Source organism: Variovorax sp. ZS18.2.2 (assembly GCF_024701975.1).
Classification (GTDB): domain Bacteria; phylum Pseudomonadota; class Gammaproteobacteria; order Burkholderiales; family Burkholderiaceae_C; genus Variovorax.
Window position 1 is genome coordinate 88,054 of sequence record NZ_JANLNM010000015.1, and the last position, 24,518, is coordinate 112,571.

31 protein-coding genes are annotated in these 24,518 nt (G+C 61.7%); 9 read left to right on the top strand and 22 right to left on the bottom strand.

The genetic code is table 11. The features are described 5' to 3' along the window. Window positions 1–231: 231 nt before the first annotated feature. The 12 genes from NU688_RS33140 to NU688_RS33195 form a co-directional block, all read right to left on the bottom strand. Window positions 232–492, bottom strand: coding sequence for a hypothetical protein (locus NU688_RS33140; RefSeq protein WP_257865209.1), 261 nt, complete (start codon window positions 490–492; stop codon window positions 232–234). A gap of 10 nt (window positions 493–502) precedes the next feature. Next, window positions 503–838: a hypothetical protein gene (locus NU688_RS33145; RefSeq protein ID WP_257865210.1), complete on the bottom strand. Its 336-nt coding sequence runs from the start codon at window positions 836–838 to the stop codon at window positions 503–505. 110 nt (window positions 839–948) lie between these two features. Next, entirely contained in the window at window positions 949–2,103 is a 1,155-nt protein-coding gene (locus NU688_RS33150) for a DUF6094 domain-containing protein (RefSeq protein ID WP_257865211.1), read from the bottom strand. 86 nt (window positions 2,104–2,189) lie between these two features. Next, complete coding sequence (locus NU688_RS33155; RefSeq protein WP_257865212.1) at window positions 2,190–2,561, bottom strand: hypothetical protein; 372 nt, start codon at window positions 2,559–2,561, stop codon at window positions 2,190–2,192. Beyond that, on the bottom strand, window positions 2,558–2,968 hold the full coding sequence (locus NU688_RS33160) for a hypothetical protein (RefSeq protein WP_257865213.1): 411 nt from the start codon (window positions 2,966–2,968) through the stop codon (window positions 2,558–2,560). The genes NU688_RS33155 and NU688_RS33160 overlap by 4 nt, the downstream gene beginning before the upstream one ends. Before the next feature lie 261 nt (window positions 2,969–3,229). Beyond that, window positions 3,230–3,529 carry a hypothetical protein gene (locus tag NU688_RS33165; protein ID WP_257865214.1) on the bottom strand — a complete coding sequence of 100 codons (300 nt, stop codon included), beginning with the start codon at window positions 3,527–3,529 and terminating at the stop codon, window positions 3,230–3,232. Between the two features lie 322 nt (window positions 3,530–3,851). Then, window positions 3,852–4,082 (bottom strand): hypothetical protein, encoded by a 231-nt coding sequence (locus NU688_RS33170; protein WP_257865215.1) that lies wholly within the window; start codon window positions 4,080–4,082, stop codon window positions 3,852–3,854. A gap of 574 nt (window positions 4,083–4,656) precedes the next feature. Continuing rightward, a complete protein-coding gene (locus NU688_RS33175; protein WP_257865216.1) occupies window positions 4,657–5,397 on the bottom strand; it encodes a DUF3275 family protein in 741 nt (246 codons plus the stop codon). A gap of 711 nt (window positions 5,398–6,108) precedes the next feature. Beyond that, a complete protein-coding gene (locus NU688_RS33180; protein ID WP_257865217.1) occupies window positions 6,109–6,357 on the bottom strand; it encodes a hypothetical protein in 249 nt (82 codons plus the stop codon). Continuing rightward, window positions 6,347–6,598 (bottom strand): hypothetical protein, encoded by a 252-nt coding sequence (locus tag NU688_RS33185; protein WP_257865218.1) that lies wholly within the window; start codon window positions 6,596–6,598, stop codon window positions 6,347–6,349. The genes NU688_RS33180 and NU688_RS33185 overlap by 11 nt, the downstream gene beginning before the upstream one ends. 236 nt (window positions 6,599–6,834) lie before the next feature. Continuing rightward, entirely contained in the window at window positions 6,835–7,461 is a 627-nt protein-coding gene (locus NU688_RS33190; RefSeq protein WP_257865219.1) for a DUF3577 domain-containing protein, read from the bottom strand. A gap of 349 nt (window positions 7,462–7,810) precedes the next feature. Beyond that, a complete protein-coding gene (locus NU688_RS33195) occupies window positions 7,811–8,770 on the bottom strand; it encodes an SOS response-associated peptidase family protein (RefSeq protein WP_257865220.1) in 960 nt (319 codons plus the stop codon). Between the two features lie 98 nt (window positions 8,771–8,868). Here NU688_RS33195 and NU688_RS33200 point away from each other — a divergent pair, with 98 nt between their 5' ends. Together NU688_RS33200 and NU688_RS33205 are read left to right on the top strand one after the other, a co-directional pair. Then, window positions 8,869–9,285: a LexA family transcriptional regulator gene (locus NU688_RS33200; RefSeq protein WP_257865221.1), complete on the top strand. Its 417-nt coding sequence runs from the start codon at window positions 8,869–8,871 to the stop codon at window positions 9,283–9,285. Between the two features lie 11 nt (window positions 9,286–9,296). After that, window positions 9,297–10,595 carry a Y-family DNA polymerase gene (locus NU688_RS33205; RefSeq protein ID WP_257865222.1) on the top strand — a complete coding sequence of 433 codons (1,299 nt, stop codon included), beginning with the start codon at window positions 9,297–9,299 and terminating at the stop codon, window positions 10,593–10,595. A 71-nt stretch (window positions 10,596–10,666) separates the two neighbouring features. On the opposite strand, the gene NU688_RS33210 is transcribed toward NU688_RS33205, so the two are convergent. The 8 genes from NU688_RS33210 to NU688_RS33245 form a co-directional block, all read right to left on the bottom strand. Then, on the bottom strand, window positions 10,667–10,951 hold the full coding sequence (locus NU688_RS33210; protein WP_257865223.1) for a hypothetical protein: 285 nt from the start codon (window positions 10,949–10,951) through the stop codon (window positions 10,667–10,669). 1,108 nt (window positions 10,952–12,059) lie between these two features. After that, a complete protein-coding gene (locus NU688_RS33215; protein WP_257865225.1) occupies window positions 12,060–12,344 on the bottom strand; it encodes a hypothetical protein in 285 nt (94 codons plus the stop codon). Between the two features lie 25 nt (window positions 12,345–12,369). Further along, complete coding sequence (locus NU688_RS33220) at window positions 12,370–12,792, bottom strand: type II toxin-antitoxin system VapC family toxin (RefSeq protein ID WP_257865226.1); 423 nt, start codon at window positions 12,790–12,792, stop codon at window positions 12,370–12,372. Next, window positions 12,792–13,379: a hypothetical protein gene (locus tag NU688_RS33225; protein ID WP_257865228.1), complete on the bottom strand. Its 588-nt coding sequence runs from the start codon at window positions 13,377–13,379 to the stop codon at window positions 12,792–12,794. The genes NU688_RS33220 and NU688_RS33225 overlap by 1 nt, the downstream gene beginning before the upstream one ends. After that, window positions 13,376–13,639 carry a type II toxin-antitoxin system Phd/YefM family antitoxin gene (locus tag NU688_RS33230; RefSeq protein ID WP_257865229.1) on the bottom strand — a complete coding sequence of 88 codons (264 nt, stop codon included), beginning with the start codon at window positions 13,637–13,639 and terminating at the stop codon, window positions 13,376–13,378. The genes NU688_RS33225 and NU688_RS33230 overlap by 4 nt, the downstream gene beginning before the upstream one ends. An 11-nt stretch (window positions 13,640–13,650) precedes the next feature. After that, the gene (locus tag NU688_RS33235) at window positions 13,651–14,283 is read right to left on the bottom strand and encodes a hypothetical protein (protein ID WP_257865230.1); all 633 of its coding nucleotides are present in this window, start codon (window positions 14,281–14,283) and stop codon (window positions 13,651–13,653) included. 56 nt (window positions 14,284–14,339) lie between these two features. Beyond that, window positions 14,340–15,098: a hypothetical protein gene (locus tag NU688_RS33240; RefSeq protein ID WP_257865231.1), complete on the bottom strand. Its 759-nt coding sequence runs from the start codon at window positions 15,096–15,098 to the stop codon at window positions 14,340–14,342. Then, complete coding sequence (locus NU688_RS33245; RefSeq protein WP_257865233.1) at window positions 15,095–16,234, bottom strand: J domain-containing protein; 1,140 nt, start codon at window positions 16,232–16,234, stop codon at window positions 15,095–15,097. Before NU688_RS33245 ends, NU688_RS33240 begins: the two co-directional genes overlap by 4 nt. Window positions 16,235–16,455: 221 nt before the next feature. Here NU688_RS33245 and NU688_RS33250 point away from each other — a divergent pair, with 221 nt between their 5' ends. From NU688_RS33250 to NU688_RS33265, 4 genes are read left to right on the top strand one after another with little or no spacing between them, the layout of a single operon-like run. Further along, window positions 16,456–16,653, top strand: a complete 198-nt coding sequence (locus NU688_RS33250) for a hypothetical protein (RefSeq protein WP_257865235.1) — start codon at window positions 16,456–16,458, stop codon at window positions 16,651–16,653. Between the two features lie 9 nt (window positions 16,654–16,662). Further along, window positions 16,663–16,872, top strand: coding sequence for a hypothetical protein (locus NU688_RS33255; protein ID WP_257865237.1), 210 nt, complete (start codon window positions 16,663–16,665; stop codon window positions 16,870–16,872). Between the two features lie 7 nt (window positions 16,873–16,879). After that, window positions 16,880–17,113 (top strand): WGR domain-containing protein, encoded by a 234-nt coding sequence (locus NU688_RS33260; RefSeq protein WP_257865239.1) that lies wholly within the window; start codon window positions 16,880–16,882, stop codon window positions 17,111–17,113. Then, window positions 17,110–19,065 carry a tyrosine-type recombinase/integrase gene (locus NU688_RS33265; protein ID WP_257865240.1) on the top strand — a complete coding sequence of 652 codons (1,956 nt, stop codon included), beginning with the start codon at window positions 17,110–17,112 and terminating at the stop codon, window positions 19,063–19,065. Before NU688_RS33260 ends, NU688_RS33265 begins: the two co-directional genes overlap by 4 nt. A 124-nt stretch (window positions 19,066–19,189) precedes the next feature. On the opposite strand, the gene NU688_RS33270 is transcribed toward NU688_RS33265, so the two are convergent. Both NU688_RS33270 and NU688_RS33275 read right to left on the bottom strand, forming a co-directional pair. Further along, window positions 19,190–20,218 (bottom strand): ParB/RepB/Spo0J family partition protein, encoded by a 1,029-nt coding sequence (locus NU688_RS33270; protein WP_257865241.1) that lies wholly within the window; start codon window positions 20,216–20,218, stop codon window positions 19,190–19,192. A 29-nt stretch (window positions 20,219–20,247) separates the two neighbouring features. Beyond that, complete coding sequence (locus NU688_RS33275) at window positions 20,248–21,468, bottom strand: ParA family protein (RefSeq protein ID WP_257865242.1); 1,221 nt, start codon at window positions 21,466–21,468, stop codon at window positions 20,248–20,250. 592 nt (window positions 21,469–22,060) lie between these two features. On the opposite strand from NU688_RS33275, the gene NU688_RS33280 reads away from it, so the two are divergent. From NU688_RS33280 to NU688_RS33285, 3 genes are all read left to right on the top strand, one after another. After that, the gene (locus NU688_RS33280) at window positions 22,061–23,446 is read left to right on the top strand and encodes a replication initiation protein (protein WP_257865243.1); all 1,386 of its coding nucleotides are present in this window, start codon (window positions 22,061–22,063) and stop codon (window positions 23,444–23,446) included. Window positions 23,447–23,575: 129 nt separating this feature from the next. Beyond that, on the top strand, window positions 23,576–23,779 hold the full coding sequence (locus NU688_RS34140; protein WP_374684724.1) for a JAB domain-containing protein: 204 nt from the start codon (window positions 23,576–23,578) through the stop codon (window positions 23,777–23,779). A gap of 275 nt (window positions 23,780–24,054) precedes the next feature. Beyond that, on the top strand, window positions 24,055–24,518 hold a 464-nt coding region (locus NU688_RS33285), incomplete at its 3' end, for a contractile injection system protein, VgrG/Pvc8 family (RefSeq protein ID WP_257865245.1).

Here is a 24,518-nt window from a genome sequence, read left to right on the forward strand (position 1 = left end):
TCAAAGAATTCCCGAGCCCGTTGAAGGGCCCGACGTGCTTGCAGGGATGAGCACGTCTCGAAACCGTTGTGTAGTGGTTCAAACGGTTTCCCGCAGTCCCCTGGTTTCAAGAGGCTGCAGGAAGCCGTCGCTTCCAGGTTGGATGGGGCCGGTCAGGGCCAGGGTCACATCGCCGGCGCGATGCCCGAGAAGGCACTGCGTCGGCGTAGGAGCCGCAGTCCGGCTCGAGGTTTAAGAAGTCAGCGGCTCAGCCCCAACGCTCGACGGTTCCGAAGCGGCACCGTACTTCGCATTGAGCTTGCCTTGAATTTCCTTTGCCACCGACACCCAGCGCTCACCGCTGATGAACCCGTGGTCGAGGATCCTCGGATCGGCTGCTGCAACACGGTCGGCGTGCTTCTGCAGGGCGTCAATGACGAAGACCTGGGACAGAGCGCCGTGCTGGCTGAACTCCATGAGATCGACGACGAATTCGACGTTGGTCATGTGCATGGACGGCTCCTCAATACTCGGAAGGAAGCAACAGCGTTGTCACGCTGCGGTCCCATTCGGTGATGATCCACAAGGTTTGCTTGTCGTCCAGTTTGTACGAGGACATCAGGCGCCCGCGCTGCTTGAGTGCCGCTTCATTGCTGGACCGGTCCTCTTCGCACAGATCGCCCCAGTCTCCGCTTGCGTGCCGAAGAATGAAGGGAAGCGGCGTCAATTTTCCTGTCGCGATGAGACTGCATACCCCGCGCGTCAGTGCTGTCGTGCCGAGCTCGAACTTCTGCTGCGCGGCGAATGTCCCCGTCAAGGTGTTGATGTCGGTCGTGACATCGATGGCGATGGTGGTCATGGTTGGTCTTCTCCAGAAAATTTGGGGACGACCGCCCCAATGGGGACATGTCCCCATCGGGTTGATAAAAACGCCAGCAGTTGCTGACGCGTAGGTGCCTGGTCTTGCGATCAGGCGATCTTCACGATCTGGCCCAGCCGGTGATCCGGCGTGAACTCGATCGCATTGATGACGGGAACGAAACGGTCCAGCATCACAGTGGTTTGACTGACCTCGCCCTTGTCGTTGACGTCGGTCGTGATCGAGCGCTCCTTGCGCTTGTAGGTATCGCCCTTGATGACGAAGATCCGTCCGCCAGGCGACGCGAGCTTGCCGGTCACCTGCCCGGCCGCGAGGGCCAGGGCGAGATGCCATTGCGTGAGATCGCGCAGCGGTGGCCGGCAAGCGCCCTTCACCTGGTTGAAATGACTGTCCATGTGCCCCCACAGCAGGCTGGGCTTGTACTTGTCAAGCTCGTCCTGCAGCTGCTCGGCATCCACCCGCACCGCATGAAAACCGAACTCAAGGTCCGGCTGGATCGCCGGGATCTCGTAGCGCTCTTCATTCCACGATTCGGGCAAGGTGTCCGCGCCTTCCTCAGAACCCTGTGCCCGCGCGAGCAGGTCCAGAACCTCCTTGGTGGCGCGGCCGGCGCGCTGTCGCACGCCAACGATCACGCATTGCTTGAACGCCCGCTCCGGCGCCATGTAGACACGCAGATCCCGAAAATTCCGGGCCAGGTAGCCGCGCATGTCGTCGTCGAGCGCATAGTGCGGCACGATGAAGACCAGCACGCCGCCGTAGGCCAGGTACGGCACCGTCTTTTTCAGGAAGGTGCGTTCCAGGCGCTCGGCCTTGTCATGGTCGAGCTCGGCCGCACGCCGGTTCGCGTTGTCGGAAACACCGAAGCCGTAGGGCGGGTTCAGGTACAGCAGGCCGACCGAGCGCGCCTTGACGACGACATCGTGAATGTCGGCGTGCAGGACGCGGTCCAGCAGCTCCTTGGCGTGCCAGGCACGCTCCTTGTCGAATTCGACGCCGAAGGCTTCGGCCGCGAGGACCTGGTCTTCGTTGTCGGTGTCGTGGTCCAGCGCGTGCCGGTCAACCAGCGACTTGCGCAGGTCGGCCAGTGCCGTGCCCTCACCGCAGCAGGGATCGAGCATGCGGCAGTTGCCTTGAGGACTGAGCCGCAGCATGTCGATGATCCTGGCCAGGGTGATTTCGTCGGTCGGGTAGTAGCCGTTCTTCACGAAGTTGCGCGCCAGGCGCGCGAACATCAGTGCCATGTTGAATGACCTCCATGAATGCGTCCGTGCCTTCGAAGAGGCACGGACATGTGGTTGAAAATCACCGCCTCGAGCGTCGAGGCGGATCAGTTGGAGCGATCGACTGGTAGGCCGTTCTCTTGCCGGGCCCAGGCGTTGATCGTCGTCATGCGTTCGTGCATCACTTCATCGGCCAGGGCGGCCGGTTGGTCAATGCCCTCCCACCTGATCGACCCGGCACCGCCGTTGTCCTCGCTGGCGTAGGCATAGGCCATGCTCAGCATCGCGCAGACCTCCACAGCCTTGGCCAGCTGCTCGCCGCTGTAGCCATGGTCGGAAACGGTGTAGACAAGCCCGGGTTCGACCCGCCGCTCCACCAGGCGGCGCAGCAGGCCTAGCGGCACCACGCAGTCCTGGTGATTGGGGAAGGCCACGAACCTCGCGATCGATTCGGTGGAGGTGATGTGGATCTTGCTCATGACTTCTCGTCGGGTTGAAGGGCAGATGGTTCGGTGGCAAGCATGTCGTCGTGGCCTCGCTCCTTCTTCCGAAAAAAGGTCGCGATGCGCTCGCGCGCTTCCAGCCGAACGGTGTGGCCCGGGCCGTTGTCCAGCGGCACCTGCAGGTTGCCCCGCAGCCACGCGCCCAGCGGCTCGCTGACCTCGTAGTCGAAGACACCTGGGAAGTCGGTGTCCGGATCGGCGAGCATGAAGCTGCCGTATTCGTCGACCAGTATTTCGGCCGCGTCCGCAACGTACATGGCAGCGTGGATCTGGCCGCCATGGTTTTCTGCATCGCCGTCGAGCCACTGGATCTCGCTCCCCGACCGGGTCAGGAAGCCGGTCCACATGAACATGGCGGCCGTCAAGGTATTGGTTCCGAGCATTCGGTTTCTCCGTATGAATGGGTGTGCCGCTGTGGGACACGAGAGATACCACCAGGATGCACCAGGTCCGGATGGACCTGATGCACCGCGGCGGAGGGTTGAACTTCTGGTTGCGCAGCAAGGCATGCCAAACTACCGGCATGAAAGAGTCACCTCCCCGCCAGCACCTCACGCTGGTCCAGGGCGGCCGCAGCGACCCTGGACCGGCTGAACTGGCACACATCCTGGAAGACATGCCGTTCGAGGAAGCAATGCCGCTGATCAGACAGATGCGGCGTCAGCGCCGTGCGGCTGCCAATTCCGTTCTCGAAGCAGTGCCGTCAGACTCTCCGGCAGCAACGTAGCCTGGTCAGGCTGCGCGCTGCAGCGCAGAACAAGACTGTGCATCGAGCAGACCTGGCCCGGGGCCACGCGCTCGCGCGCTTGCTCCAGCAGGTTGCAGTCCGATTCGCTGGCTTGGGACAGCCAGTCGGCGAAGGCGGCATGAAACAGCTTGCGCTGTGCCTCTTCGTCGCCCTTGCCCCTGTCGCCCACGACGGTGAACGCGATGTGGTTATGCATGGTTGTCGCTCCATAAAAAATGGGGACAACACACCCTCTCGGAGATGTTGATCCCCGGTGGGTTGAAATGAAAAAATCAATACGACCCGCATAGGTCGCTCGAAGGTTGCCGAATGCCGGCAAGAATGCTTCAGCGGCTTTCGCCGCCGGCCACGTTTGCAAAGCTGAACGTGTCTGGAAACCATCGTCTGATGGTGGGATGGTTTCCCTCAGGGTCCGGGGCGCTGTTGACCACCGCCAGGCACTGAAGGAACCCATCGGGTTCCGGGTTTAAAAGGCCGCAAAGACGATCGCTGCGGACAGCGAACTGTCCAACGGTGCCTCATGGGCCGTCGTGTTGCGACCATTCCCCTGTCTCCAGGGCCGCGATCGCCAGCGCTTCGCTGCCGAAGTACTCGCACGATTCACGAGAGACCGGACCATCTTCGTTGGCCGTGCCGATGTAGTGACCGGCTGCGCTCTTTAGGACCTGCAGTTTCAGGCGATGGCCGCAATAGATCAATGCGAGCTGCCCATTGGGGGCGTGTGGTCGAGATTGAGAACCAAGGCTCACGGTATTTCCTTTGGTTTGCGCTGCGCCAACGCACGCCCCTTCGGGGCAACGTTGTCCCGCGGGGATTGAATGGAAGAAGAGGAATGCTTCAACAGCTTTCGCTGCCGGGCTCGTTTGCAAAGCTGAACGAGCCTGGAAACCATCGTCTGATGGCGGAATGGTTTCCCTCAGGGTCCGGGAGCGGGGTCGGTGCGAAGCCGACGTACTACCAGGCACTGGGGGAACCCATCGGGTTCCGGGTGGAGACGGAAAAGTTTGAGCACTACCCCTGGTCGCGGTCCTCGAAAGCAAGCTTTCATCAAGAGGTCAGCGGCCGGCCGCCGGCATGGGGTCTGGGCGACCAATGAAAGGCGCGGTGGTCGACACCGCAACGACGAATCGCTGCCGTGCAGCCGGAGCCGCAAAGCCGCGGCACATGAGGTTGCCGCCACCCAGGTTGGAGAAGAACACGCTGGTGAGAGCGGGCTGACCGATGGCCACGAGACACGCAACATTTGATGTGCATGTGGGCATCGGGCAACCCGCTATGCGGGTTGTGGTTCATCGAAGCCGACGAAGCTCGTAGAGGGATGGCTCAGGCCGTGAGCGCCTCTTCCTTGGCATTCCAGGTCTGTGCCTTCGGATCGAACACATAGCCCAGGTTGTGCATTTCGGCCGCCTGCATGCGCAGCTTGCTGCGTTCTACCGTCGGATCGAGCTTGAGGCTCTCGCGCGCCTCGATAGCGCGCCAGATCTCTGCGTTGAATAAGGTCTGCTGCGTGGAGGTCTCCTTCGTCGAGCTCTGAGCCTCCCTCGCTGTCGATGGTGAATCCTGTGTCGCTTTGGACACATCGTTCAAGCCGCCAGCCATCCCCGGCGAAATTGCCTTGGAGGCCTTTCCGATGCCCGTGAGCTTGCGCTTGAAAAGCTCAAGCGCCGAGCGTGGCGCAGGTGACGATGCCGGCGAGGGCTTTTCCTCGGTGGGCAATGGAAGAACACGCGGTACGTCGATGCGCGTCGTTGGAAGCTCATCCAACGGATCGGGCTCGGCTTGTTCCTGGTGCGTTGGCTCGAGCTGTGCCGAAGCGTTGACCTGCAGGTCATGCAGCCGAGCGCGGATCTCGGTCACGGCTTTTCCGTAAGCGATGTACTGGGCAAGGAAAACTTCGCTGATCCAGACTGTTGCCTGGTACTCGCCCTCATCGAACTGGTCCAGGATGGTGTCCTTGACCTTGAATTCACCGATGCCGGTACTCAGGTCCGCAACGCAGAATGCGCCGTTGCGGCTTTGGCGGATCTTCTTCACGCGAAGGGTTGCGTTGTCGATACGGATCATGGGTTCGCTCCTGGAAAAAAACCGGGAGCACAAGCCGTACGTCATCACGACCTCGGGAGCTTGGTCCCGACGGGTTGATGAAAAGGAAACCCGGCTTGCTACCTGGCTGCTTGCGCAGTGGTGAAGCCGTAGGCTGGAAATGAATTGCACCCGCCTGGCGAAACCAGAACGAGTGCAAGGGAGGTCAACAGACTGCTGGGCTTTCCGTGCCTGGCAGTGGGCGCGCTCGGAACGAAGTGTGCATCAACGGGGGAGCGCGTGTTCAGATGAACCCCAGCCCGAAGGCGTGCATGCTTCAGGGGTTGACATGCCTCAGCCAGCGAACTGGCACACCGGTTTGTGTGATTCCGGCAAACACGTGGAGAGTTTTAAGCATAGCGGATTTCAACGGTTCTCGCGAGCCCTTGTTGTCGTGGCCTCGCTGCTTCTTTCGAGCATCAATGCTGCAACAAAATTGCGCCTGCAGAAACAGGCTCGCCGAGAGGCTTGAGCCCAGCCGGCATATTCAAGATGTCAAGCACGCCTGGGTCTTGAGCCAGAACAGCTCCCAAAAAGCTGGATGCATGCCGCGCGCGCCAGTCTCCCATTGCTGCCAGGGCCTGCGCTTCGTGTGCACAGCGCGGGCGCACCAGTCTTGCGCTGCCGTAATGCCCAGGCCCAACTTGGCCTGGACGGCCTCACGCGCCGCCAGAATGTCGGCAGGCGTCGGGGTTAGAGGTTGTGCTGGTGCCATGTTTCGGCCTCCTTCATCAGTCGCTTCACGCGCTCAACAAGCTGATGCACGGGCACCCCGCGTGAGGTCTCCCTAGCCTGGAAGATGGCCATGCTGGCGTCATCGGTCTCCAGATCGGTGAAGCCCTCACTGCGCACCACCAGGACGCGCAGGCCGCTGGTGTGCACAAGGTGGCCGTCCTGGCCTCTCGACCAGGACTTGTGCCAATTGAAGTGTTTACTCGTCATTCACCGTTTCGACGTCGAAACCGTCCGTGGTGACGGTCACCACTTCGGGGCGACCAGTGACGCTGTCCCAGCTCTTGATCTCAAAGCACATGCCGTTGCCATTGGCGAAGGATTCTTCGGCTTCTGCAGCCCAGGCGCCCAGCATGGCGGCTGTGAAGTGGTCGTGACCCAGCTTATGGAAGAGGCCCAGGGCGGCCGCAATTTGGTTCAGGCCGTTGGTGTTGATGTGTGCTGCTTGCATTTGAAATCTCCTTGGAGAACCACCTGCCGGGTGGCGTCGGATGAACTGCTTTGTTGCTGTCCATGTATTGAATAATACGCGCAATGCGCGTAGCGTCAAGCGTGAACCCCTGCCGCTCGCGCGAGAGGGGTTCATGAATTTTCATGAAATTTCTCCTGAGTAAGGGAGGATGAGTTCAAAGTAAAGAAACCCCCTGCCGCTTGCGCGAGAGGGGGTTTCCTGAGGTGAAGTCCGATTTAGAACGGAATGCTGTCGTCAAAGTCATCGAAGCCCGACGATGACATGGCCAGCTCTTTGCGCGGCGCGGCCGAAGGCGCGCTGGGTACCGCGCTGCTGCCGGTGCCTGCAGGTTGTTGCTTCAGCGAGTTGTCCTCGCCAACGCCGTCCCCTGGCAGGTCATCGTTGCCGGGCTGCTCTTGCTCTGCCTCTCGGGTGTAGACCCGATCGCCATCAATAGTGACACTATTGATGACGAGCAGGCGGCCCTTGATCAGAACAGCCATTTCCTTCCGGCCAGTCGGTTTACCTTCGCTGTCACGCACGTCGCGCTCGTAGAGATGCGGGTAGAGATCGCCGGCACGGAAGGTCACGAAGACCTTGCGACGCTCGGTAACCGCCTTTTCCAGATCGCCCACGATCGCGATTGCCTCTTCACCACTGACCCGGAAGTCGAAGTAGGTATAGGCAGGGTCGTCCGAATTTCCACGCAAGGCAGCAACGCTGCATGCAAGGAACGGCTCGGAGCGACGACCACCCCGAGAGTTCGGCGTGACCCAGCGAACGCGGTTGAGATAACCAACGCCGCTGACGTGCAGGTTGAAGAACTTCGTTTCGGAAGCTTGCTGATTTTGCGTGGATGCCATGATTCGTTACTCCAATAAAAAAGATTGAAGAACGAGAAACGCACATACCCACGCCGGGCCGTAAGGCCTGAACAGGGAATGCGTATTCCCCGTCCGGGTTGCTTACAAAGATACTCTGAACCTTGCCTTGGGAGCTTGGTCGTTCGCCTTTCAAGAGCTGAGGCGATGCGTGTTGCCTTTCGGCTGATCACGCAGAAAGAGTAAGACCTATTGTTTTCGGTGTCAACAAGAATTTGCCCCGCTTATGAAGCCATTCGGCCTTTGTAATGCCCAATTCAAATCCATCGATGCGATGGCACTTTTGGGTACTGAAATATCTCAAGACTTCTGGGAACGCGACGAGGGGTCGCTAAGCAGCGAGCCGGTGCTCGTAGTACGGCCGCTCCCGTTCATCCAGGATCGCTTCCTGCTCCTCGAGGTGCCGCGGATCTGGATTGACCCAGGCATCGACGTTCGCCGGATCGATGGGGATGATGCAGCGATCATGGCCCGCGGCAGCGACTTCGGCCGGCGGTTCGTCGGTGATCGCCGCGAAGGAAAGCAGATCCGGCTCGCCTGGTGCAGTCCACCGGGACCACAGGCAAGCCACGAACATTTCCTGTTCGGGCTGCGGCCGGAATTCGAGCACCATGTCGACTTCCTTTTCGCCGGCCTCGAGTTCGCGCCCCTCTTTGCGGTGCTGCTTGACATGCTCGAAGAACGCGGTCGAAAGAATCAGGCCATGGGACTGACCCCAGAGGCCCTTCCAGTAGCCATTGAGGCTGTTGCGCCGCGCGTTGTACGTGCCGGGGTATCTCTCGTCGTAGGAGGCCGGCTTCCCGGCCGGCCGGCACAGGTAGCGCATCGGCATGATCTTTCTCTCGCCCTCTTCCACCACCATGACCATTGCGTACGAGCTCGGGTAGATGCGCGAATCCCGCAACTTCGGCTCGCGCCGGCGCAGATCCGCGAGCTTGATCTTCGCGTCCTCGATCTTGTCGCCGGCGATGCGCTTGCTCTCGGTCGCGCCCTTCGTGAACTTGACCTCGAGCTTGCGCTCCGCGTCGACCAGGCGCGTGCGCTGCGCGAAGAGCAGCTCTTCGAGCCGAGTCGACTCGCTGGCCAGGTGCTCGCGAATCAAATCGCGAATCTCCCCCAGCGAGGGGTCTGACGAGGCCAGGAAGGCCTCGTCCATACCTTTTGGGACCAGGACCCGCTCACCGCGTTGCCGGCGCTGATACAGCGCCAGGAACTCCTTGGTACTGAGCTTCGCCCCGAAGGTCCGCATGAGACGGTTGAAGTCCTGGCTGACTTGTTGGCTGTAGCACATGGGCCGATGGTAGGGCCGCCCGGCCATTTTTTGGCAGCTCGGCATATACTGGATGCATGTACAGTATCGCCGACTCGTTTCCCAGCGAGGCGGATCTCATGGACCCGCCTCTGTTGCCGCTGATCCCTCTCCCAATGGTCGAGGGAAAAATCGCCGCGGGCTTCCCCAGCCCAGCAGAGGACTTCGCGGTCAAGCGCCATGATCTGAACGAGTTGCTGATCACCCATCCGGCCGCCACGTTCTTCTGGACCGTGAGCGGCGATTCGATGCTGCAGGCCGGCATCGAATCGGGCTGCATCCTGGTCGTGAACCGCGCGCTGCGCCCCGAGCATCGAAGCATCGTGGTCGCCCAGATCGACGGCGGCGAGTTCACCGTGAAGTACCTGCACAAGCGGGCCGACCGCATCAAGCTGGTGCCGGCGAACCCGACCTATCCCGAGCTCGTCTTTCGTGACGGACAGCAACTGGTGATTTGTGGCGTGGTCACCGCCGCGATCAAGCGCTTCACTCGCTGACGGAGATCGCCGTGTACGCCCTGGCGGACATGAACAACGCATACGTCTCGATCGAGCGCGTCTTCCGGCCGAGCCTCGAGGGGCATCCCGTCGTGGTTCTTTCGAACAACGATGGGTGCTGCGTGGCGCGCAGCAACGAAGCCAAGGACCTCGGCATCGCCATGGGCGAGCCGATCTTCCAGGTGCGCCGTCGCCTTCCCAACGCCGGCGTCATCGCGCTCAGCGCGAACTTCACGTTGTACGGCGACATGAGCAACCGGTTCATGTCGATCGTCAGCGGCCTGGGCCCGGACGCCGAGCCTTACAGCATCGATGAAATCTTCGTCGGCATGGCCGGCGTGCGCGGCGACCTGGTCCAGCGCGGCCACCTGGTGCGCGATCGCGTGCAGCAGTGGCTTGGCATCCCCTGCTGCATCGGCCTGGCGCCGACGAAGACGTTGGCCAAGCTGGCCAACCACATCGCCAAGACGGCCGAGCGCAAGCCCGGCAGCTATCCAGCAGATCTCGCGCGCGTTTGCAACCTCGCCGCGCTGCCGGCGTCGGACCTCGATGCACTGCTGGCGACCACCGGCCTGCAGGAGGTCTGGGGCATCGGGCCGCGCATTGGCAAGCAGCTGCAGGAGGCTGGGCTGCACAGCGTGCTCGACGTGATGCAGCTGGACCCGGCGACGGTGCGCCGGCGCTGGTCTGTCGTGCTCGAGCGCACGGTTCGCGAGCTGCAGGGGCAGCCCTGCATCGCGCTCGAGGACTCGCCCTCCCCGAAAAAAGAAATCGCCTGTACGCGCAGCTTCGGCCAGGTCGTCACCGAGCTGAAGGATCTGGAGGAAGCGGTCAGCGAATTCGTCGGCCGCGCGGCCGAGAAATTGCGCAAGCAGGACGGACAGGCTGGCCAGGTCCTGGTCTTCATCCACACCTCACCTTTTCGCAAGGACGACAAGCAGTATTCCCGCTCGGTGACCGTGCCGCTGCGCCGGCCGACGGCCGACACGTCGGTGATCGCGACGATGGCGCTGCACGGCCTGCGCGCCATCTACCGGGAAGGCTTTCGCTACGCCAAGGCGGGCGTGCTGTTGCTGGACCTGCAGGACTCGTCTGTGCAACAGGGAGAGCTCGACCTGGACGACCCCGGCGCCGATCGCGGCAAGCTGATGCGTGCCGTCGACGTGCTCAACGGTCGCTTCGGCCGCGGCGCCGTGCAGCTGGCCAGCGCAGGCCTGGCCGGCGATGCGCGGCTATGGTCGATGCGCCAGGAACACAAGACGCCGAACTACACCACCAGCTGGGCGGATCTGCCGATCGCGCGGGCTTGATCGCTGGAGAAATTCAAATCTAGCTCGCCTCAGTCGCGCCGTGCATCTCCCCTTTCGCGGCGAGGGTCGCGTTAGTTCCATCCGCTCACATCGAGCCCGTTCGCTTCGACATCAGCAAGGGGGAGCGTCCGACTGACCAGTAGCTCTCCGGTCTTGATGGAACGGACAGTCTGCACCACAACGCCTTGCCCGCTATCGACAGCATTGATGCGGCTGAAGCGAACCGCCACACCGGAGTCGGGTTTTCGATCCCGCTGCGCATGCTCACGCATCGTCGTTGCGAGTTTGCCGTTCGGGTCAATCAGATCGCCCTGTAGCTTCTCATCCCAGCTCATAGACGGCGCGATCGGATGCAATTCAGCTCAGCTGCGCTGTAAGAAAAGAACGTCGTGAGTTCGAAATCGTCCAAGCCCGGCGGGACGTTGCGCAGGCCCAGATACGGTGTTCGCCAATGATCCACAGCTTGCTCCCTGTCGCCGGTCCATCTTGTTGAACTCGATTATGCGAGCAGATTCTGTGGCCGCCAGCCCCTTCGACGCTTGAGCAGTCAACTCACGCCGAGACTAATGCAGGGGAATCAGAGAACCCAGTGTTCATGCGGGTTTCCAGAGGGCATGCTCTGGAAACCCGCATGAACACTGGGGGGCGCTAACGTCCTAAACCGCACGAAGAACAAAGGGACCCCGTTGAGGTCGGCTTTCTCGCATCGTTCGAAATCATTCGCGACCTGGTGAAGGTGCAGCGCGTGCCCGCGCTCAATAGTTCGGGCACGGCATCCGATGCATAAGAAACGGCATTCGATGCACGCGATCTACGGCATTCGATGCACGTGAGCACGGCATTCGATGCACATGGACACGGCATTCGATGCACATGAGACGGCATTCGGTGCATTTGACCCACGGCATCCGATGCACACGACCCACGGCATCCGATGCACATGTGGATAACTTTTCTAGGAGAAAAAACCTTTAAAATCAATTAGTTAGGAAGATGAGTGGGAAATGCTAATCTCTTCTTAATCCTTCTTTAATCAAAGAAGGGACGAAATCGAAATTCGGGGCCGCAACATTGCCTCGACGGCCGAAACGGCCAAAAGCCAGCCATAACTTCCCCGGCACCTCATTCCCAGCCGTGACTTCGTCCCGTTGGCCGGCTGACAGAACCCACAAAAAACTTAAATTTGTGCATCGAACGCCGTGGATTTTTGTGCTTCTGCCGATGAAGGCACCAGCTTTTGCGTCTCCTACCTCTCCCACGTGGGTAAGAAATAATCAGTCCCCCCAAGGGGGGAACAGAAGAGCGCTTGCGCGCCGACCCCCCAACAACCCTTCGGCTCGCGCCCGCGCGGCCTGCGCGCTTCGCTTGCGGGCTTCGCCCCACCCCACAACAGTCCCGCAGGGAAGCACACGGCCCCTGGCAGGGCACTTCGTGTGTTGCCAGAGCCGCTGCCGTTGTTGCGCCTCAGCTCTTCGCGACGGCGGCCGCGGCATCGAGTGCAACACGGCCATCAGTGAGCTGCTTGCCGGTCAGGGATTGGAGTGCTTCCAGAGCACTCGTGTTGAACCACAGAACGATGATCCGCAGCTCGAAATTCCCGTTGCATTCCGCCAGTATTGGGGTTGAACGCGATATGGGGCCCGTCTCAACGGTGATGACTGCTGCAGAAACAGCTTCCACGCGCCCCATCAACGCGTGGAAATCCTCATCGCTTGCAGCGTCGATGGTCAGAACGGTTGTTTGAGTCACTATGTTTTTTCCTCGGATGTTGAAGTTATGCCTGGTCGTCCCACGGATTCACCAGCCGCGCCCCGGACGCTTCGAAGTGCTTGGTGTTGCGTGTCACCACGGTGGCCCCGTGCACCAGCCCTGTCGCCGCGATGAGCGGATCTCGATAGTCCTTGGCGTCGGCCCAGGGCAGCTGCGCCGCCCTCCTGGCCACGACGTGATCGACGGGCAGGATGCGCCCGGCAAAGGCCGGCAGCACCTGGCCTTCGAGCCAGCGCGTAAAGACCTGCGCCTGCAGGGCGTCGCCGCGCTGCGCGGCCTGGCTGATGCCGCGCTGGATCTCCAGCACGGTGATGGCGGAGATGTACAGCGCGTCGGTGGCCTGGGCCGACATCCAGGCAAGAACGTTCGGATGGCAGCTGCTCTTGCGGACTTCCGAAATCACATTGGTGTCCAGCAGCAGCAGCATCACGTGCCTTGCCCGCCGGCGGCACCGGTCATGTCCAGGCGTCCCAGCGTGGCCAGCATCGCGGCTTCTTCGAGCGTTGGCGCCTCGCCCTTGACCTCGAAATGCCAGCATTCCTCGTTCCACTTCGCGACTCTCGTGGCTGAAAGATTGAACGCGCCCAACCAGCTGATCCAGCGATTCTCCGTTTCCTGCCACCAGGTGAGACCGCCCATCTGGCGGCTCTCGTGTGTATATGCCTCAACTTGTGCCAGGGCCGTGGGGAAGTCGGCAGCGTCGCCGCACACGCGCACGTAGCGGCCCTCACTTACCTTTAACGTGGAACTCCAGAACACCGACTGGACACTGGTCGCGAGTCGGCCGGCCGAGCTGCGAAGATCCAGCATCCGCATGTGGGGGTCTTCGTCGACGTGCTTGTTGATGGCCGTGGCCTGATCCGTCTTGAAGCGGTCCGAGGCGAACCACTCCGACAGGCCTTCGCCCGCGATGAGGTGGCGATAGGAGGCATTCGGCTCGTCCCAGTCTACGTCCGGGCCACCATGCTGCGCGATCCACGCGAATCGTTGATCCGTGTCCTGCGCGTTCGTCATGCGTCAATCTCCTTTGCGTTGATGCGGATCGGCTCGAAGTCCAAGTCAAAGGCGTCGGCTTCAGACATGCGCAGCAGCTCGACGATGTTCTTGTCGGTCTTCATCAAGCGCCGGTATTCGGCGATCGGAATGAGCGCCAAGGACGGTTCGCCGCGGTCGGTGATGATGACGTGATCGCCCTCGGCGGCCGCGCGCTTGGCCGCGCTCACGTTGTGCACGAACTCGCGGCTCGTGACGGTCTTGACTTGTGCGTGGGCCATGGTGATGCCTTTCAATAGCCGTGCCGCTGCGCAGGCGTCTGGTCCAGCCAGGCCGGGCGCTTCTCGCCCTGCTTCATGTCCAGCGGGCCTCGTTCGCCGTCACGCCAGGCGAGGGCATGCACGTGGGCGATGTGCTGCATGAGGATTTCGCCGTCCCGGGGCGTGAGCCTGAGCCGGACCTCGGTGTTGCCCTGCTCGCCGAGTTGCGCGATCACCGACACGTCCCGGTAGCCGGGAGCATCGCCATAGGAGTGCAGCGTGGCCTCGAACGTGCCGCCCTCGTGCAGCGGCGCCGGCGTGCCCACGGGTTGCGCGGCGCGCTTGGCTTCCTCACGCACCTTGTACATGTCCTCGACGCCCCAGTCCTTGGCCAACTGCTCGAAGGCCTGGCCGCCGTTCTCGAAGTAGAGGTGTACCTCTTGGCGCGTGACGCGCGCGTCCATGCGCAGCACCGTCATGCAGTCCTCGAACAGATCGTTGTCGATCGCGCGCAGATCCGTGAGGTCGAAGGGAAACCGCATCCCGTTGTACAACCCGAGCAGGAAGCTCGCGATGTAGCGGCACTGGTCCGTGCTTCCGAGGGCGACTTTGAACAGCCGCTGCAGGGCGGCTGCGCCCCTGGTTTCGATGATGTCTTTGTCCATGCTGGCTCCCTGTTGGTGAGTGGATGACTTAATGTTAGCTACGTTGCCAACATCCGTCAACCCTCGGTTTTTTTCAGGTGCGACAACAGCAGCCGTGCGCCGGCGCTGGTGCCGCCCGCCAGCATGGCCTGGCCTCCGATCGCCAGCTGGGCCACGCCCTTGAGCACTTCACCCATCAACCGGCTTTGGCTCCCGCGAAAGTCCAGCAGCGCACCGCCCGTGCGGTTGGCGATCTCTTCGAACACCCTGAGCGTCTCGGGGTCCGCATGGTCGGCCAGCATGATGACCTTGATGCCGCGCAGGCGCATGCGATCGGCCAGCGCCAGCGCCTCGCCCTCGTCTTCCTCGAAGGCATCGCCGATGTACGACATCACGCGCACGCCGCCGGCGCCCAGCGTGCATCGCATCAACTCGCACAAGCGCGTCTCCCCGCTCTCGCAGCGCACGCGCGATGCCATGGCGCGGAAGATCTCGACCTCGCTGCCGAAAGCGCTGAAGGTGTGCAGACGGTTGCCGCCATGCACGGCCAGCGCAATGTCCAGGGCCCCGGGAATGACCTCGAACATGCGGTCGGTGATCCGTTTCGCCGACGCCCAGGTGGCTTCGCGGCTGCCGGTGGCATCCATGCCGAAGACCAACCGCGGCCGTCGGACCCCGCCGACCGCGGCGGGGGTGGCGGTCGACAGAGAGGGTGTCGCGGCACCGCCCGCGCGCACCTTGTCCAGGAAGGCTGCGCGGGCGGCTGCGGGCGTCGATCGCGAGGGCGGCGACGTGGGCGTCAATTCGCCCGGTGTGTTGTTGCGCTTGGCGGTCATGGCGATGGATTTTCCTGTTCGGCCGTCTTCACGGCTTTGATGCGTTGGTAGGCAAGGCTTGCGGCTTGGGCGAACCATGGCGGACAGGCACCCTTGTCCGGGTGCAAGGCCTGCATCGCACGCCGGTAGGCCTTGGTGATGTCGGCCAGGTCCATGGCGCGCGTCACGCCCAGAATTGCGTAAGGGTCATCCGCCACCGCGGGTGGCGCCTGCCGTTCCTGCGCATGCATCTGCGCTTGCGCACGCCAGCTCGGCGCGCTTCGATCCAGGAACGCCTCCAGCAGCTGGACATCGTCATGTTCGCCGGCACCGCCCAACCGCGCATGCAGCGCAAGAAGGGTCAGCAGCGGCACCCTGGCCAGATCGACGCCAACGGCCAGCCCGATCACCGGGGACAGCAGCCGGGCGCCGATGCGCCCGTCTCCATGCAGCGTCACGCGCAGGTAACGGCCGGCCTCGCTCAGGTCGTCCCGTTCTTCCAGATCCGCCAATGCCTTCGGACCCGGCCGCCCGCGTGGGCGCCGTATCTCTAGGTCGGGGTCCACGCCCAGCTGCTCGCAGACCTGGCGCAGGATGCCCTGTTCGATTTTCTCGGAGACGTTGCCGCTCGGACGCAGCGCGGCCACCGCCGGGGTTTCCAGCAAGCGGCCGCCGGGCGCCTCGCGCACCGCCAGGTACAGCGCGCGGGCGCGCTCCAGGTCCTCGCGCCAGGCGCCGGCCGCCTCGGCCGCCAGGGCTTCGTAGCTGGCATCCAGTTCGCCGCCGTAGAGGCCCAGCGCCAGGCGCAACGTTGTCGCGCCGATGCTGATGGTCGAGGGTTTCTCAACGCGCAGGAACTCGCCTTCCTCGCGGACCAGGCGCCCGCCGCTGGCCAGGGCCGGCAGGAAGCGCGCATCAGCCGACGTCGACGCCGGCTCCAGGAATTCCTGCGCGGTGCGCAGGCGCCACCGTCCCCGGTTCGCGGGACCTTCGCGCAGCACCAGGTCCAGCACGGTCGGTCCGGCGTGGCGCGTACCGTCGCGCCAGGGCACCTCAAGATCGCCCAGATGGCCGCACCACAGCAACTCGTCGCGCGCGAAGCGCACCAGCACGCGCTCGGCGGGGTTGGCGGCGACGAAACGTGAATGACGGGTCATGGGAGCGACAGATTCGGATGTGTGCAGGTCGACGGGACAACGCGCGACCTCGTGTGCAGGAACGCGAGAGGGAGTCTACCTCGATAAATGATATGTCATTATCTTTTATTAAAACCAGTCATAGATAACTGTACTTATCAATGCACTGTTTTTAATTGCACAAACCCGGTCTCGGGACTACCATCGGCTCAAGTCATTGATGTAAAAGAGGAATTTGGACCATGGCAACCCCACTGACCGCCCAGGAGATCGCTCACAAGGTGACCGAGATCCACCAGAAGCTGGAGAACGAGGGCCAAAAGGGGTCCGCGGATTGGCGGCTTGCCCGGGGCCTGGAAGAGGCGTTTGGCTCCAACCAGGTCATCACCGAGCAGCATCACGAAAGCGCCGCTTACCTCCTTCGCAAGTACGGCAAGTAGGGCCGCGCCATGATGGTGTTCTGCAAGTTCGAGAACGGCCGAGAAAGCGGCCTGGATGCCGGGGAGCCGGCCGAGGCCCTCGGCTTCGTGCAGGGCCTGGCCTTCGCCTCGAGCTGCCTTGGTGTGCGTGTGTGGGTCACCAGCAGCTTGCCCGACGAGGCGGGCCGGGACAACGACCGATGGTCGACGCCTCAAACGTGGCTCGAACTCAACGCATGAGGTCTGGATGACCCGTTGGGAAAACCCCCTCACCCACCGCTACTACGAGGCGCGGGTCTGCCGCGACCTGTTCGGGCAGTGGGAGATCCTGCGCACATGGGGGCGGATCGGCTCGGCGCTGGGCAGAACGCTGCGTGACCCGCAGCCTGGTGAACAGGCCTGCGACGCCGAGCTCGAGAAGATCTCCCTGCGGCGCCAGCAGCGCGGCTACGCGCGGACCCCCGCGCCGGCTTCCCAATGATGAAGCACTCGATCCGCACGACCGCACGTGCGTCCCATGCAGCAGCTGGTGGTGGTGTCGCGCCCTCCCCTGCCCTCACGCTGCGCCTGAGCCGCCAGGTGCTTGCGCACCTGCGCGCCGTCGCCGAGGGCATTTCGGTGCTCGCGGCCGCACGCACTTACCTGGTCGACGACGGCCGCGGCGCCGAGGGTGCGCACGAGGCGGCCGTGCAATCGGCCATCCTGATCGCGCAACGCGCGCAGATGGGCTCGCGCTGGCGGTTGCTGCGAATGAAGCCACTCGGGCGCCCTGAGCCCGCCGGCGCCCTCCCCTCGCCAGCACCAGACGCCGCAACCGCGAATGCCGCCGTGGTGGTGCCCAGCCTGGAGGCCTGGGCCGAGGCCGAGGGCCTGACCGACTGGTCGATCGACGAGCTGCAGGCGCTCTACGCCGAGCGCTTCGGGAGCGCGGTCGCGCCGGCGGATCCACGAGCTCTGCGCAAGGCTTCGCAGGCCGAGCGGCTGCGCCTGTCCCGCATGGCACTGCTGCAGCAGCTGGAGGCCTACGCGGTGGACACGCCCGCCCTCACCGATGGGGTGTCGGGGTGGTTTGACGAGGACCTGGTCGCTCGGCTTCAGGGGGCGGGCTTTCATACGCTGGGCGAGCTGCGGGCCGCAATCGCGCTGGGCGGGCGCTGGTGGGGCGGCCTGCCCGCTTACGGCCCCAAGAAGGCCCGTGCACTGGCCGAGCACCTGCAGGCACTGGTCGGGGTGGAACCTCCCCCACGCTGGGCAAGCGCACGCGTGGGTCCAGAGCTCGCGGGGCATCTGGGCAGCAACCGTGGAACGGCGCCGCAGATCGATGCGCGCGATGACCGCGGCGCGATCGACACCTGGGTTGCGCTGCGCTCTCAGTCGCCGCAAACCCAGCGGGCCTACCGGCGCGAGGCCGAGCGGTTTCTGCTGTGGTTGCTGACCGAGCGCGGGCGGGCGCTTTCTGGGGCCAACGCGGACGACTGCAAGGCCTACATGGGGTTCTTGGCCCGAGTGCCTCCCGAGTGGATGCGTCGGGGTGCCGCCAAGCGCCTAGCGCCCGGCTGGGCGCCCTTTGCGGCCCAGCCCGGGGTGGACAGCCAGCGCTACGCCCTGACAGTCGTCAGCGCGCTCTTTGCATGGCTGGTCGACGTGGGCTACCTAGTGGCCAATCCATGGCGCGTGGTGAACATCCGCTTGCCGGACGATGCGTCGCGCCCCGTCAGCACATCCAGGGCGTTTACGCCGGCGGCCTGGCGTGCATTGTTCGCACACCTGCAGGCGCTCTCCCCCGCGGCCAGCGCACGCATGCACTGGCTGTTGGTCTTCGCCCAAGCCACAGGCCTTCGCGCGGCCGAGCTGCTGCGCGCGCGTCAGGCAGATCTGCAACTGCGAGACGATGGCTACTGGCTTCATGTGCACGGAAAGGGCGCGCGCAATCGCTGGGTGCCTGTGCCAGCTGTGGCGCTGGAAGCCACGAGGGCGTATCTACAGGCCCGTAGCCTGCACCTAGAGGCGGTGCACCCCAACACGCCGTTGTTGGCGGTGCTGGCAATGCCGCAGAAGCCTGGCAGCTCGGATTTGCCAGAACCTGGGGCTAAGCCAGTCAATCTGCCAGATGCCAAAGAGCTTGAAGAGCGCGGCTATCTCAGCTACCCCACCTTGGCAGCTGCAATGAAACGCTTCGTCGCCGCGGCACTCGCGGCCTCCTCGCTCACTCTCGAGGATCGCGCGGCGGTACAAGGCGCTTCGTTGCACTGGCTGCGACACACCCATGCCACGCGTGCGGCCGAAGCCGATGTGCCGGTGGACGTGCTGCAGGCGAATCTTGGTCAAGCGGATCCGCGTACGACCGCCAGGTACTTCCGCGCCCAGGAGCGGCGCCGACGCGAGGCCATGGAAGCGGTGTTCACTCTGCCGATCTCGGCAATCACTTCATAACCGCTGCTCAGCGGCATGTGGAGGGTTTTCAGGGCGCTGGTGCTCCCTGAAAAGTCTCCAAACGATAGACCAAGAAAAAAGGGGTAGGACCGTCCTACCCCTGTTCTTTCCCGTCACCTCCCGGCTACACATCCTTGCTCTGCAAGAAGCCCTCCAGTAGCTTCACGAGAGATTGCCGATCTTTGGTCGTGAAGGCATTCGTGAAACGGACGATTGGTCTTCCTTTCGCGTCCGACATCAGCTTCGCCATGGGTTTGCCCCTAACTTTGATTTCTACGGTCCCTGCCGAGGAGTGCTCGTCAGCGCTCTCAAGTCCCACCAAGGCCTCGAAAATCGATTTGGGAGCCATCGCTGTCGCCTTGCCATGTAACGCTTTTGCCCGGCTCAGAAGTTTCTCAGGATCTGATTGCTGCGCATCGTTCAGAGGCTTCGCCCATCTGAATTGAAGGTCAAGCGGCCGTGCGAAGGCGTCGATGATTGGTTTGGGCAGCCTTGCAAGAGAGATGGCACGACCAACATCAGAGAGGTCGCGACCAATCGCTGAGGCCAACTGCCGATTCGAAGGATACAAACCCTCGTCAAGCGCACGGGCGTACATGACGCCCTGCTCCCAAGCAGAGAGATCGGCGCGGTTCCGGTTCTCACGTTCCATCTGAACAAAGAGATTCCGATCGTCGGTATCAGCGACGAGCGCCAGCACAGGGAGACCCAGTTCGAGGCAAGCACGGTGACGACGATGCCCAAACACGATCTCGTAGGTGAATGAAACACCCGGGGGGTTGGACGGTCCTACCCCTCCACTATTCCCACCCTCGATTCGACGAACCTTGATCGGTTGGACATTGCCACCAGCCGAAACAATTTCCTCTTTGAATTGCTCAAAATCAGGCCCGCTAAACGACGACTCATCGCGATTCGCCCACTTCGAGGGGCGGATGGTCGCCGGATCAAGTTTTCGAGTCGGCAATGCGCCGTCAAACACCTGCAGCTGCGCTTTGAGTTGCTCGTTTTCTTGAACGGCAGTCGACTGGGTCGACATAAAGCCAGCGAGCGTTCCAGGAGCCGTCTTCGGCTTTGCAGCTGCCGGAGGCGCATTGGCAGTTACAGATTCCGCGGGCGAATCTGCAGCTTTTGCTGCCGGCATCTGGATCATGGCCGTTCGACGAAGAAGATCCTTACCCATCAAACACCTCCCTTCTTAGCCCCAGCTCGCGGCGCCAGCTTGCTGACCTGTCGTTCCCAAACCGATTGAATTGAGCCTTCCACATAGGACACAAACATATCGTAAGCATCTCGGGCCCGCTTCAAAGTTTTCGCGTTTCCGTCGTACTTCGTGATGTCGTAGACCGTTCCGAACTCAGCACTTGCCGTCGCGGCGACAGCGGTCTTTGGAATCTCAACGGGCAAGACCTTGTCGGCGTAGGTTTGCCCAATCCATTGCCTAACGACTGTGCTCGCAGAATCCGCCGCGTCAACTCGAGCAAGCAGCACATGAATGAAGTCGAATTCCTTGGACAAACCGCGCTTCGTCAACATCTCTGTCGTCAGTTCGGTGAAGAGACTCCAGAACTGAGCCGCAGAGGCAAAGTCCAGAGCGTTTGGAGGTAGCGGCATGATGATGCCGTTGGAGGCCATGAATGCATTGATCGTTGTGTACGACAACGCCGGTGGCGTGTCGATGATGATGACGTCATAGTCAGAACGCACTTCATCGATCCCGAGGTCCAGCACGCGCCAAAACTCGAATCCTGGCGTCGAAGACTGACGAGCAGGCAGCACGAACTCTGCCCCGAAGAGTAGAGGAGCTGCAGCAACCAAGTCGATGCCATCCCAGTAGGTCGGCCGAATTGCGTACCGAATGCTGGTTTCGGTGCCCATGGCCAGGGGCAGAATCGTGTCCTCTTCATCGACTTCTGCATCAGGCAGTATTCCGAACAAGGTAGTCAACGAGCCCTGCGGGTCTGTGTCGATAACCAAGACTCGATGCCCACGCAAGGAAAGGCCTTGTGCCAGCGTGATTGCGGTTGTCGTTTTCGAAACACCGCCCTTGAAGTTTCCGATACTGATCGTGACGGCCTCGGCACCAGCTGGCCGCAGCTTGTCCTTCCGAAACTCTCGGACCCACTGCCGAGCTTCTCCAACAGTGAACTCTCGCCGGCTGCCGGCCTCGTTTAGATGCCCCGTCGGTAAATCACCGCGGGCAATCCTGTGGCTGATCGACCCCTTCTCGGTGTCGCACAATGCCGCAAGCTGACTTAGGTTTTGCAGCGGCGACTTTTTGCGCCCAGTAGGGTTCAGCATCGCCTGACGGATCTCGCCCATGTAAGCGGCCGCCCTTTCGGCCTGATCGGCAATGTCTTGCAACGTAACTGCCTTCGGAAGACCTATTTTGGATTTGTTCACGTATTTCTCCTGTTGCGACACACAGCGCGTTCTTTACGAAACGCGCTGAAAACACCTCGATTGTGTCAACAGCGGCGAGAAGTGAAAAGGGAAACAAGCAAGTTATCCCGAATTTTCTTGATGGTTTCATCCAAAGGAATCCTCAGAAGGGATTTACTTAATAGAAGCCCTTTGACTCCTTAAACCCCTTTACGACTGATATTCCTCAATCAAATCAATGACTTAGGTTAATTCATGGAGTGTCTTCAGGGAGTGACGGAGAGAAAGCAGGGCGTAACGGATCGATTTCAGGGACAGACGTGAGGGTCATCGGGGAGTTTGGTGAGTGGATACAGGGAGCTTGAGCAATCGGTCTAAGGAAGGCAGATTTCCTCATGGGTCATACATTCAATGCATGCCGGCGGCTCGTGAACATCCGACGATTGACTCAGACGTTAGAGTTTTCAGGGGATTCGCCGGTCACCTCTTGTCGTCAAGGTGAGAGTTTTCAGGGCCTCGAAACGCTGATGTTTGGTACGTACTTCGTGTGAGAGCGACTTTCACATGAGGATTTGATCGGCTACAGTGAAGTTATGTCGATCCTCAGAACCCAATGAAGCAGGCGTCCTCAGCACCGCGCGGGAGGCAAGCTGAACCCGTCGATAAGACGCGTGCTCTTGCTCCCGCTCAAGAGCCGGATCCTCCTCTGAGAAAGCCGGTCAACACCCTGGCGATGGTTCCAAAGAGCCAGAAGATTACAACCCTCGGGCGCAAGAGCTGGAATGTGCTGTTGCGCGAGGCCCAAAACCAGGGCCTCGAGAAGGATGTCTTTTCTGCACCATTTACCGACGTCATCAAGGGCCTCGACTACGACTCGAAAGATCACGAGCTGATAAAGAAGCACCTTCGCTCCATGGTGTCGACCACCGTCGAATGGCAGTCGCCAACGACAGGGGAGGGCGCTTTCTGGACTGTGTGCGGCCTCCTGGCACACGCGAAGCTGAGCAAAATTCGCGGCCAGGTTTGGGTCGAATGGTCCTACGCAGTCAACATGAAGCAAGAGCTTCTAGAGCCGTCGGTTTTTGCACGGCTGTCGATGGAGATCATCTCGCAGATGCGCTCGCATGCCGGGATGGCCCTCTACGAGATCTGCACGCGATACAAGGACATTGGCCGAACCTCGAGACAGTCATGGCACTGGTGGCGACCGGTTCTGATGGGACGCCCCGAAAACGAGAAGACGGCAAAGATGGAGTACCGAATCTTCAAGCGCGACTGTCTCCGCCTGGCTGTCGCAGAGGTGTGCGCGATCACCGATATCGATGTCGAGCTCGTGGAGCACAAGAGCGGTCGATTCATTGACGAGCTTCAGTTCTTGATTCGGCCGAAACCGCAACGCTCTCTGGCGCTCAGCCAACGTGATGAACCTGTGGACTTCGAGAGCGTCGCAAGAGCAGGAAAGCTTGGCGTTGATGACAAGCGTGCCGAAGCGCTGATCGACGAGTTTGGCAATGAGGCGTTCGCGGCCGGCCTCGAGGCGCTTGAAAAGCGAATCACAACCGCATTCCCAGAGCCACTCCGAGATCCCTTCCGGTACCTCAAATCTCTCATGCCAGGCGAGGCAAAGCTCGTCGTCGCGAAAAAGGAGAGGGAAGCTGAGGAGGCAGATGGAAGTAGCCTGGCAGCGCGCCAGGCCCAAGCAAAGCGACAGGCAAGATGGGCCGAAGAATGGCTTCGCAGGCGCCGCGCGACTATCGTGGAAGAGATCTCAGCGTTTTCCGATGCGGAGCAGGCCGCACTTTCGAGTCAGTTGCTCGCGGACATGAAGTCACGAGACGTCCATCCTTCCATCCGAAAGCGCCTGGAGACAAGCGGCTGGAAACACGATTTGGTCGTAGCTGAAATGGTTCGCTACTACGCGCGAGGTGCTCATGGGGATGACTGGGATAAACCCACGTCCGAACAGTTGCTTGCCATTGCGTCAGAAGCGCCCGCGTGAGACCTCGATCTTTTTGACACTTGCGGTATCGGCCTTCCTCGCTTTACGAGTCGCGCCCGATGCCTTGCGCAATGACTTACGCGCTGCTCTTTCGTGGCTAGAAAGGAATAGCAGGGTGGCGGGTTGCTTGTGCTGTCAAGGATATCCGCGAAAAGATGTCAGCGCCCACTGGAACTCAATGCGGCCGCGATGCTTCTGGCGCACAACTACTCATCGTGGGTCGTCCAGCCGAGCCGCCCAGATGAGCCGTTGTCGCAAGCGATCAGGTCGGCGCAGTCGCTGGTCGACATGCAGCTGCTGGATCACTTTATCGTTGTCGCCGGATTGCTGTAGTCAACCGAATGGCCTTTGTCTCGAGCTCAGAAAACCAATGGCTTATTCGAGAGAGGCCACTACTAAAACTCCCCCGCCACGCGTGAAGAAATGCCGCTCAAACGGCATCATCGTCTTCATATAGTCGGGCGAAGATCGGACCCGATGCGCTCGGCTGCAATCGGGGCAAAGCGTTTGACTGCGGGCATTTCTTGAACACAAGCGTCAAAGGGAGTCAGCATGAACCACGTCGTGGCGAGATCGTTCCTGCGCGGGCGCATTCGATGAGCAGCCCGTTGAGTCGCAGTTTGGCGGAGCTTGTGTCCGCACGCCAGCACGATCGATTGCTGCGGCTGTCGTTCCCCCAGGGCGGGCAGCCCGCAGGCGCCGACCTCGTGATCAACACGCTTGCAGCGTCCGAAGGCCTGTCGCGCGATTTCGAATTCACGGCCGGGCTGCTCAGTAGCAACGCGGGCCTGGCTCTCAAGGACCTGCAGGGCAAGATGCTCTGCGTGGAACTCGTACGGCCCGACGGCACGCTGCGTTATTTCACCGGCATCGTCTTCGGATTCCGGCTCGTGCGCACCGACGGCAACCTGGCCTTCTACGAAGCCCGGCTCGGTCCGTGGCTCAAGTACCTGCGGCTGCGCGCGAACAACCGGCTCTTCCATCGCCAGACGCTGCGCGCGCAGACCGAGGCCATCTTCAACGACTACGGCGTGCTGCCCAAGTGGGAGTGGTTCGTGCGCGGCGAAGACAC

What these genes read in the sequence shown, in the direction of transcription:
- NU688_RS33180 (WP_257865217.1), bottom strand. Translation starts at nt 6,357, where the DNA reads ATGACGAGTAAACACTTCAATTGGCACAAGTCCTGGTCGAGAGGCCAG.
- NU688_RS33145 (WP_257865210.1), bottom strand. Translation starts at nt 838, where the DNA reads ATGACCACCATCGCCATCGATGTCACGACCGACATCAACACCTTGACG.
- NU688_RS33140 (WP_257865209.1), bottom strand. Translation starts at nt 492, where the DNA reads ATGCACATGACCAACGTCGAATTCGTCGTCGATCTCATGGAGTTCAGC.
- NU688_RS33195 (WP_257865220.1), bottom strand. Translation starts at nt 8,770, where the DNA reads ATGTGCTACAGCCAACAAGTCAGCCAGGACTTCAACCGTCTCATGCGG.
- NU688_RS33235 (WP_257865230.1), bottom strand. Translation starts at nt 14,283, where the DNA reads ATGGACAAAGACATCATCGAAACCAGGGGCGCAGCCGCCCTGCAGCGG.
- NU688_RS33175 (WP_257865216.1), bottom strand. Translation starts at nt 5,397, where the DNA reads ATGATCCGTATCGACAACGCAACCCTTCGCGTGAAGAAGATCCGCCAA.
- NU688_RS33160 (WP_257865213.1), bottom strand. Translation starts at nt 2,968, where the DNA reads ATGCTCGGAACCAATACCTTGACGGCCGCCATGTTCATGTGGACCGGC.
- NU688_RS33255 (WP_257865237.1), top strand. Translation starts at nt 16,663, where the DNA reads ATGATGGTGTTCTGCAAGTTCGAGAACGGCCGAGAAAGCGGCCTGGAT.
- NU688_RS33250 (WP_257865235.1), top strand. Translation starts at nt 16,456, where the DNA reads ATGGCAACCCCACTGACCGCCCAGGAGATCGCTCACAAGGTGACCGAG.
- NU688_RS33190 (WP_257865219.1), bottom strand. Translation starts at nt 7,461, where the DNA reads ATGGCATCCACGCAAAATCAGCAAGCTTCCGAAACGAAGTTCTTCAAC.
- NU688_RS33240 (WP_257865231.1), bottom strand. Translation starts at nt 15,098, where the DNA reads ATGACCGCCAAGCGCAACAACACACCGGGCGAATTGACGCCCACGTCG.
- NU688_RS33225 (WP_257865228.1), bottom strand. Translation starts at nt 13,379, where the DNA reads ATGACGAACGCGCAGGACACGGATCAACGATTCGCGTGGATCGCGCAG.
- NU688_RS33280 (WP_257865243.1), top strand. Translation starts at nt 22,061, where the DNA reads ATGAAGCAGGCGTCCTCAGCACCGCGCGGGAGGCAAGCTGAACCCGTC.
- NU688_RS33260 (WP_257865239.1), top strand. Translation starts at nt 16,880, where the DNA reads ATGACCCGTTGGGAAAACCCCCTCACCCACCGCTACTACGAGGCGCGG.
- NU688_RS33230 (WP_257865229.1), bottom strand. Translation starts at nt 13,639, where the DNA reads ATGGCCCACGCACAAGTCAAGACCGTCACGAGCCGCGAGTTCGTGCAC.
- NU688_RS33245 (WP_257865233.1), bottom strand. Translation starts at nt 16,234, where the DNA reads ATGACCCGTCATTCACGTTTCGTCGCCGCCAACCCCGCCGAGCGCGTG.
- NU688_RS33265 (WP_257865240.1), top strand. Translation starts at nt 17,110, where the DNA reads ATGATGAAGCACTCGATCCGCACGACCGCACGTGCGTCCCATGCAGCA.
- NU688_RS33155 (WP_257865212.1), bottom strand. Translation starts at nt 2,561, where the DNA reads ATGAGCAAGATCCACATCACCTCCACCGAATCGATCGCGAGGTTCGTG.
- NU688_RS33185 (WP_257865218.1), bottom strand. Translation starts at nt 6,598, where the DNA reads ATGCAAGCAGCACACATCAACACCAACGGCCTGAACCAAATTGCGGCC.
- NU688_RS33200 (WP_257865221.1), top strand. Translation starts at nt 8,869, where the DNA reads ATGGACCCGCCTCTGTTGCCGCTGATCCCTCTCCCAATGGTCGAGGGA.
- NU688_RS33270 (WP_257865241.1), bottom strand. Translation starts at nt 20,218, where the DNA reads ATGATCCAGATGCCGGCAGCAAAAGCTGCAGATTCGCCCGCGGAATCT.
- NU688_RS33165 (WP_257865214.1), bottom strand. Translation starts at nt 3,529, where the DNA reads ATGCATAACCACATCGCGTTCACCGTCGTGGGCGACAGGGGCAAGGGC.
- NU688_RS33220 (WP_257865226.1), bottom strand. Translation starts at nt 12,792, where the DNA reads ATGCTGCTGCTGCTGGACACCAATGTGATTTCGGAAGTCCGCAAGAGC.
- NU688_RS33150 (WP_257865211.1), bottom strand. Translation starts at nt 2,103, where the DNA reads ATGGCACTGATGTTCGCGCGCCTGGCGCGCAACTTCGTGAAGAACGGC.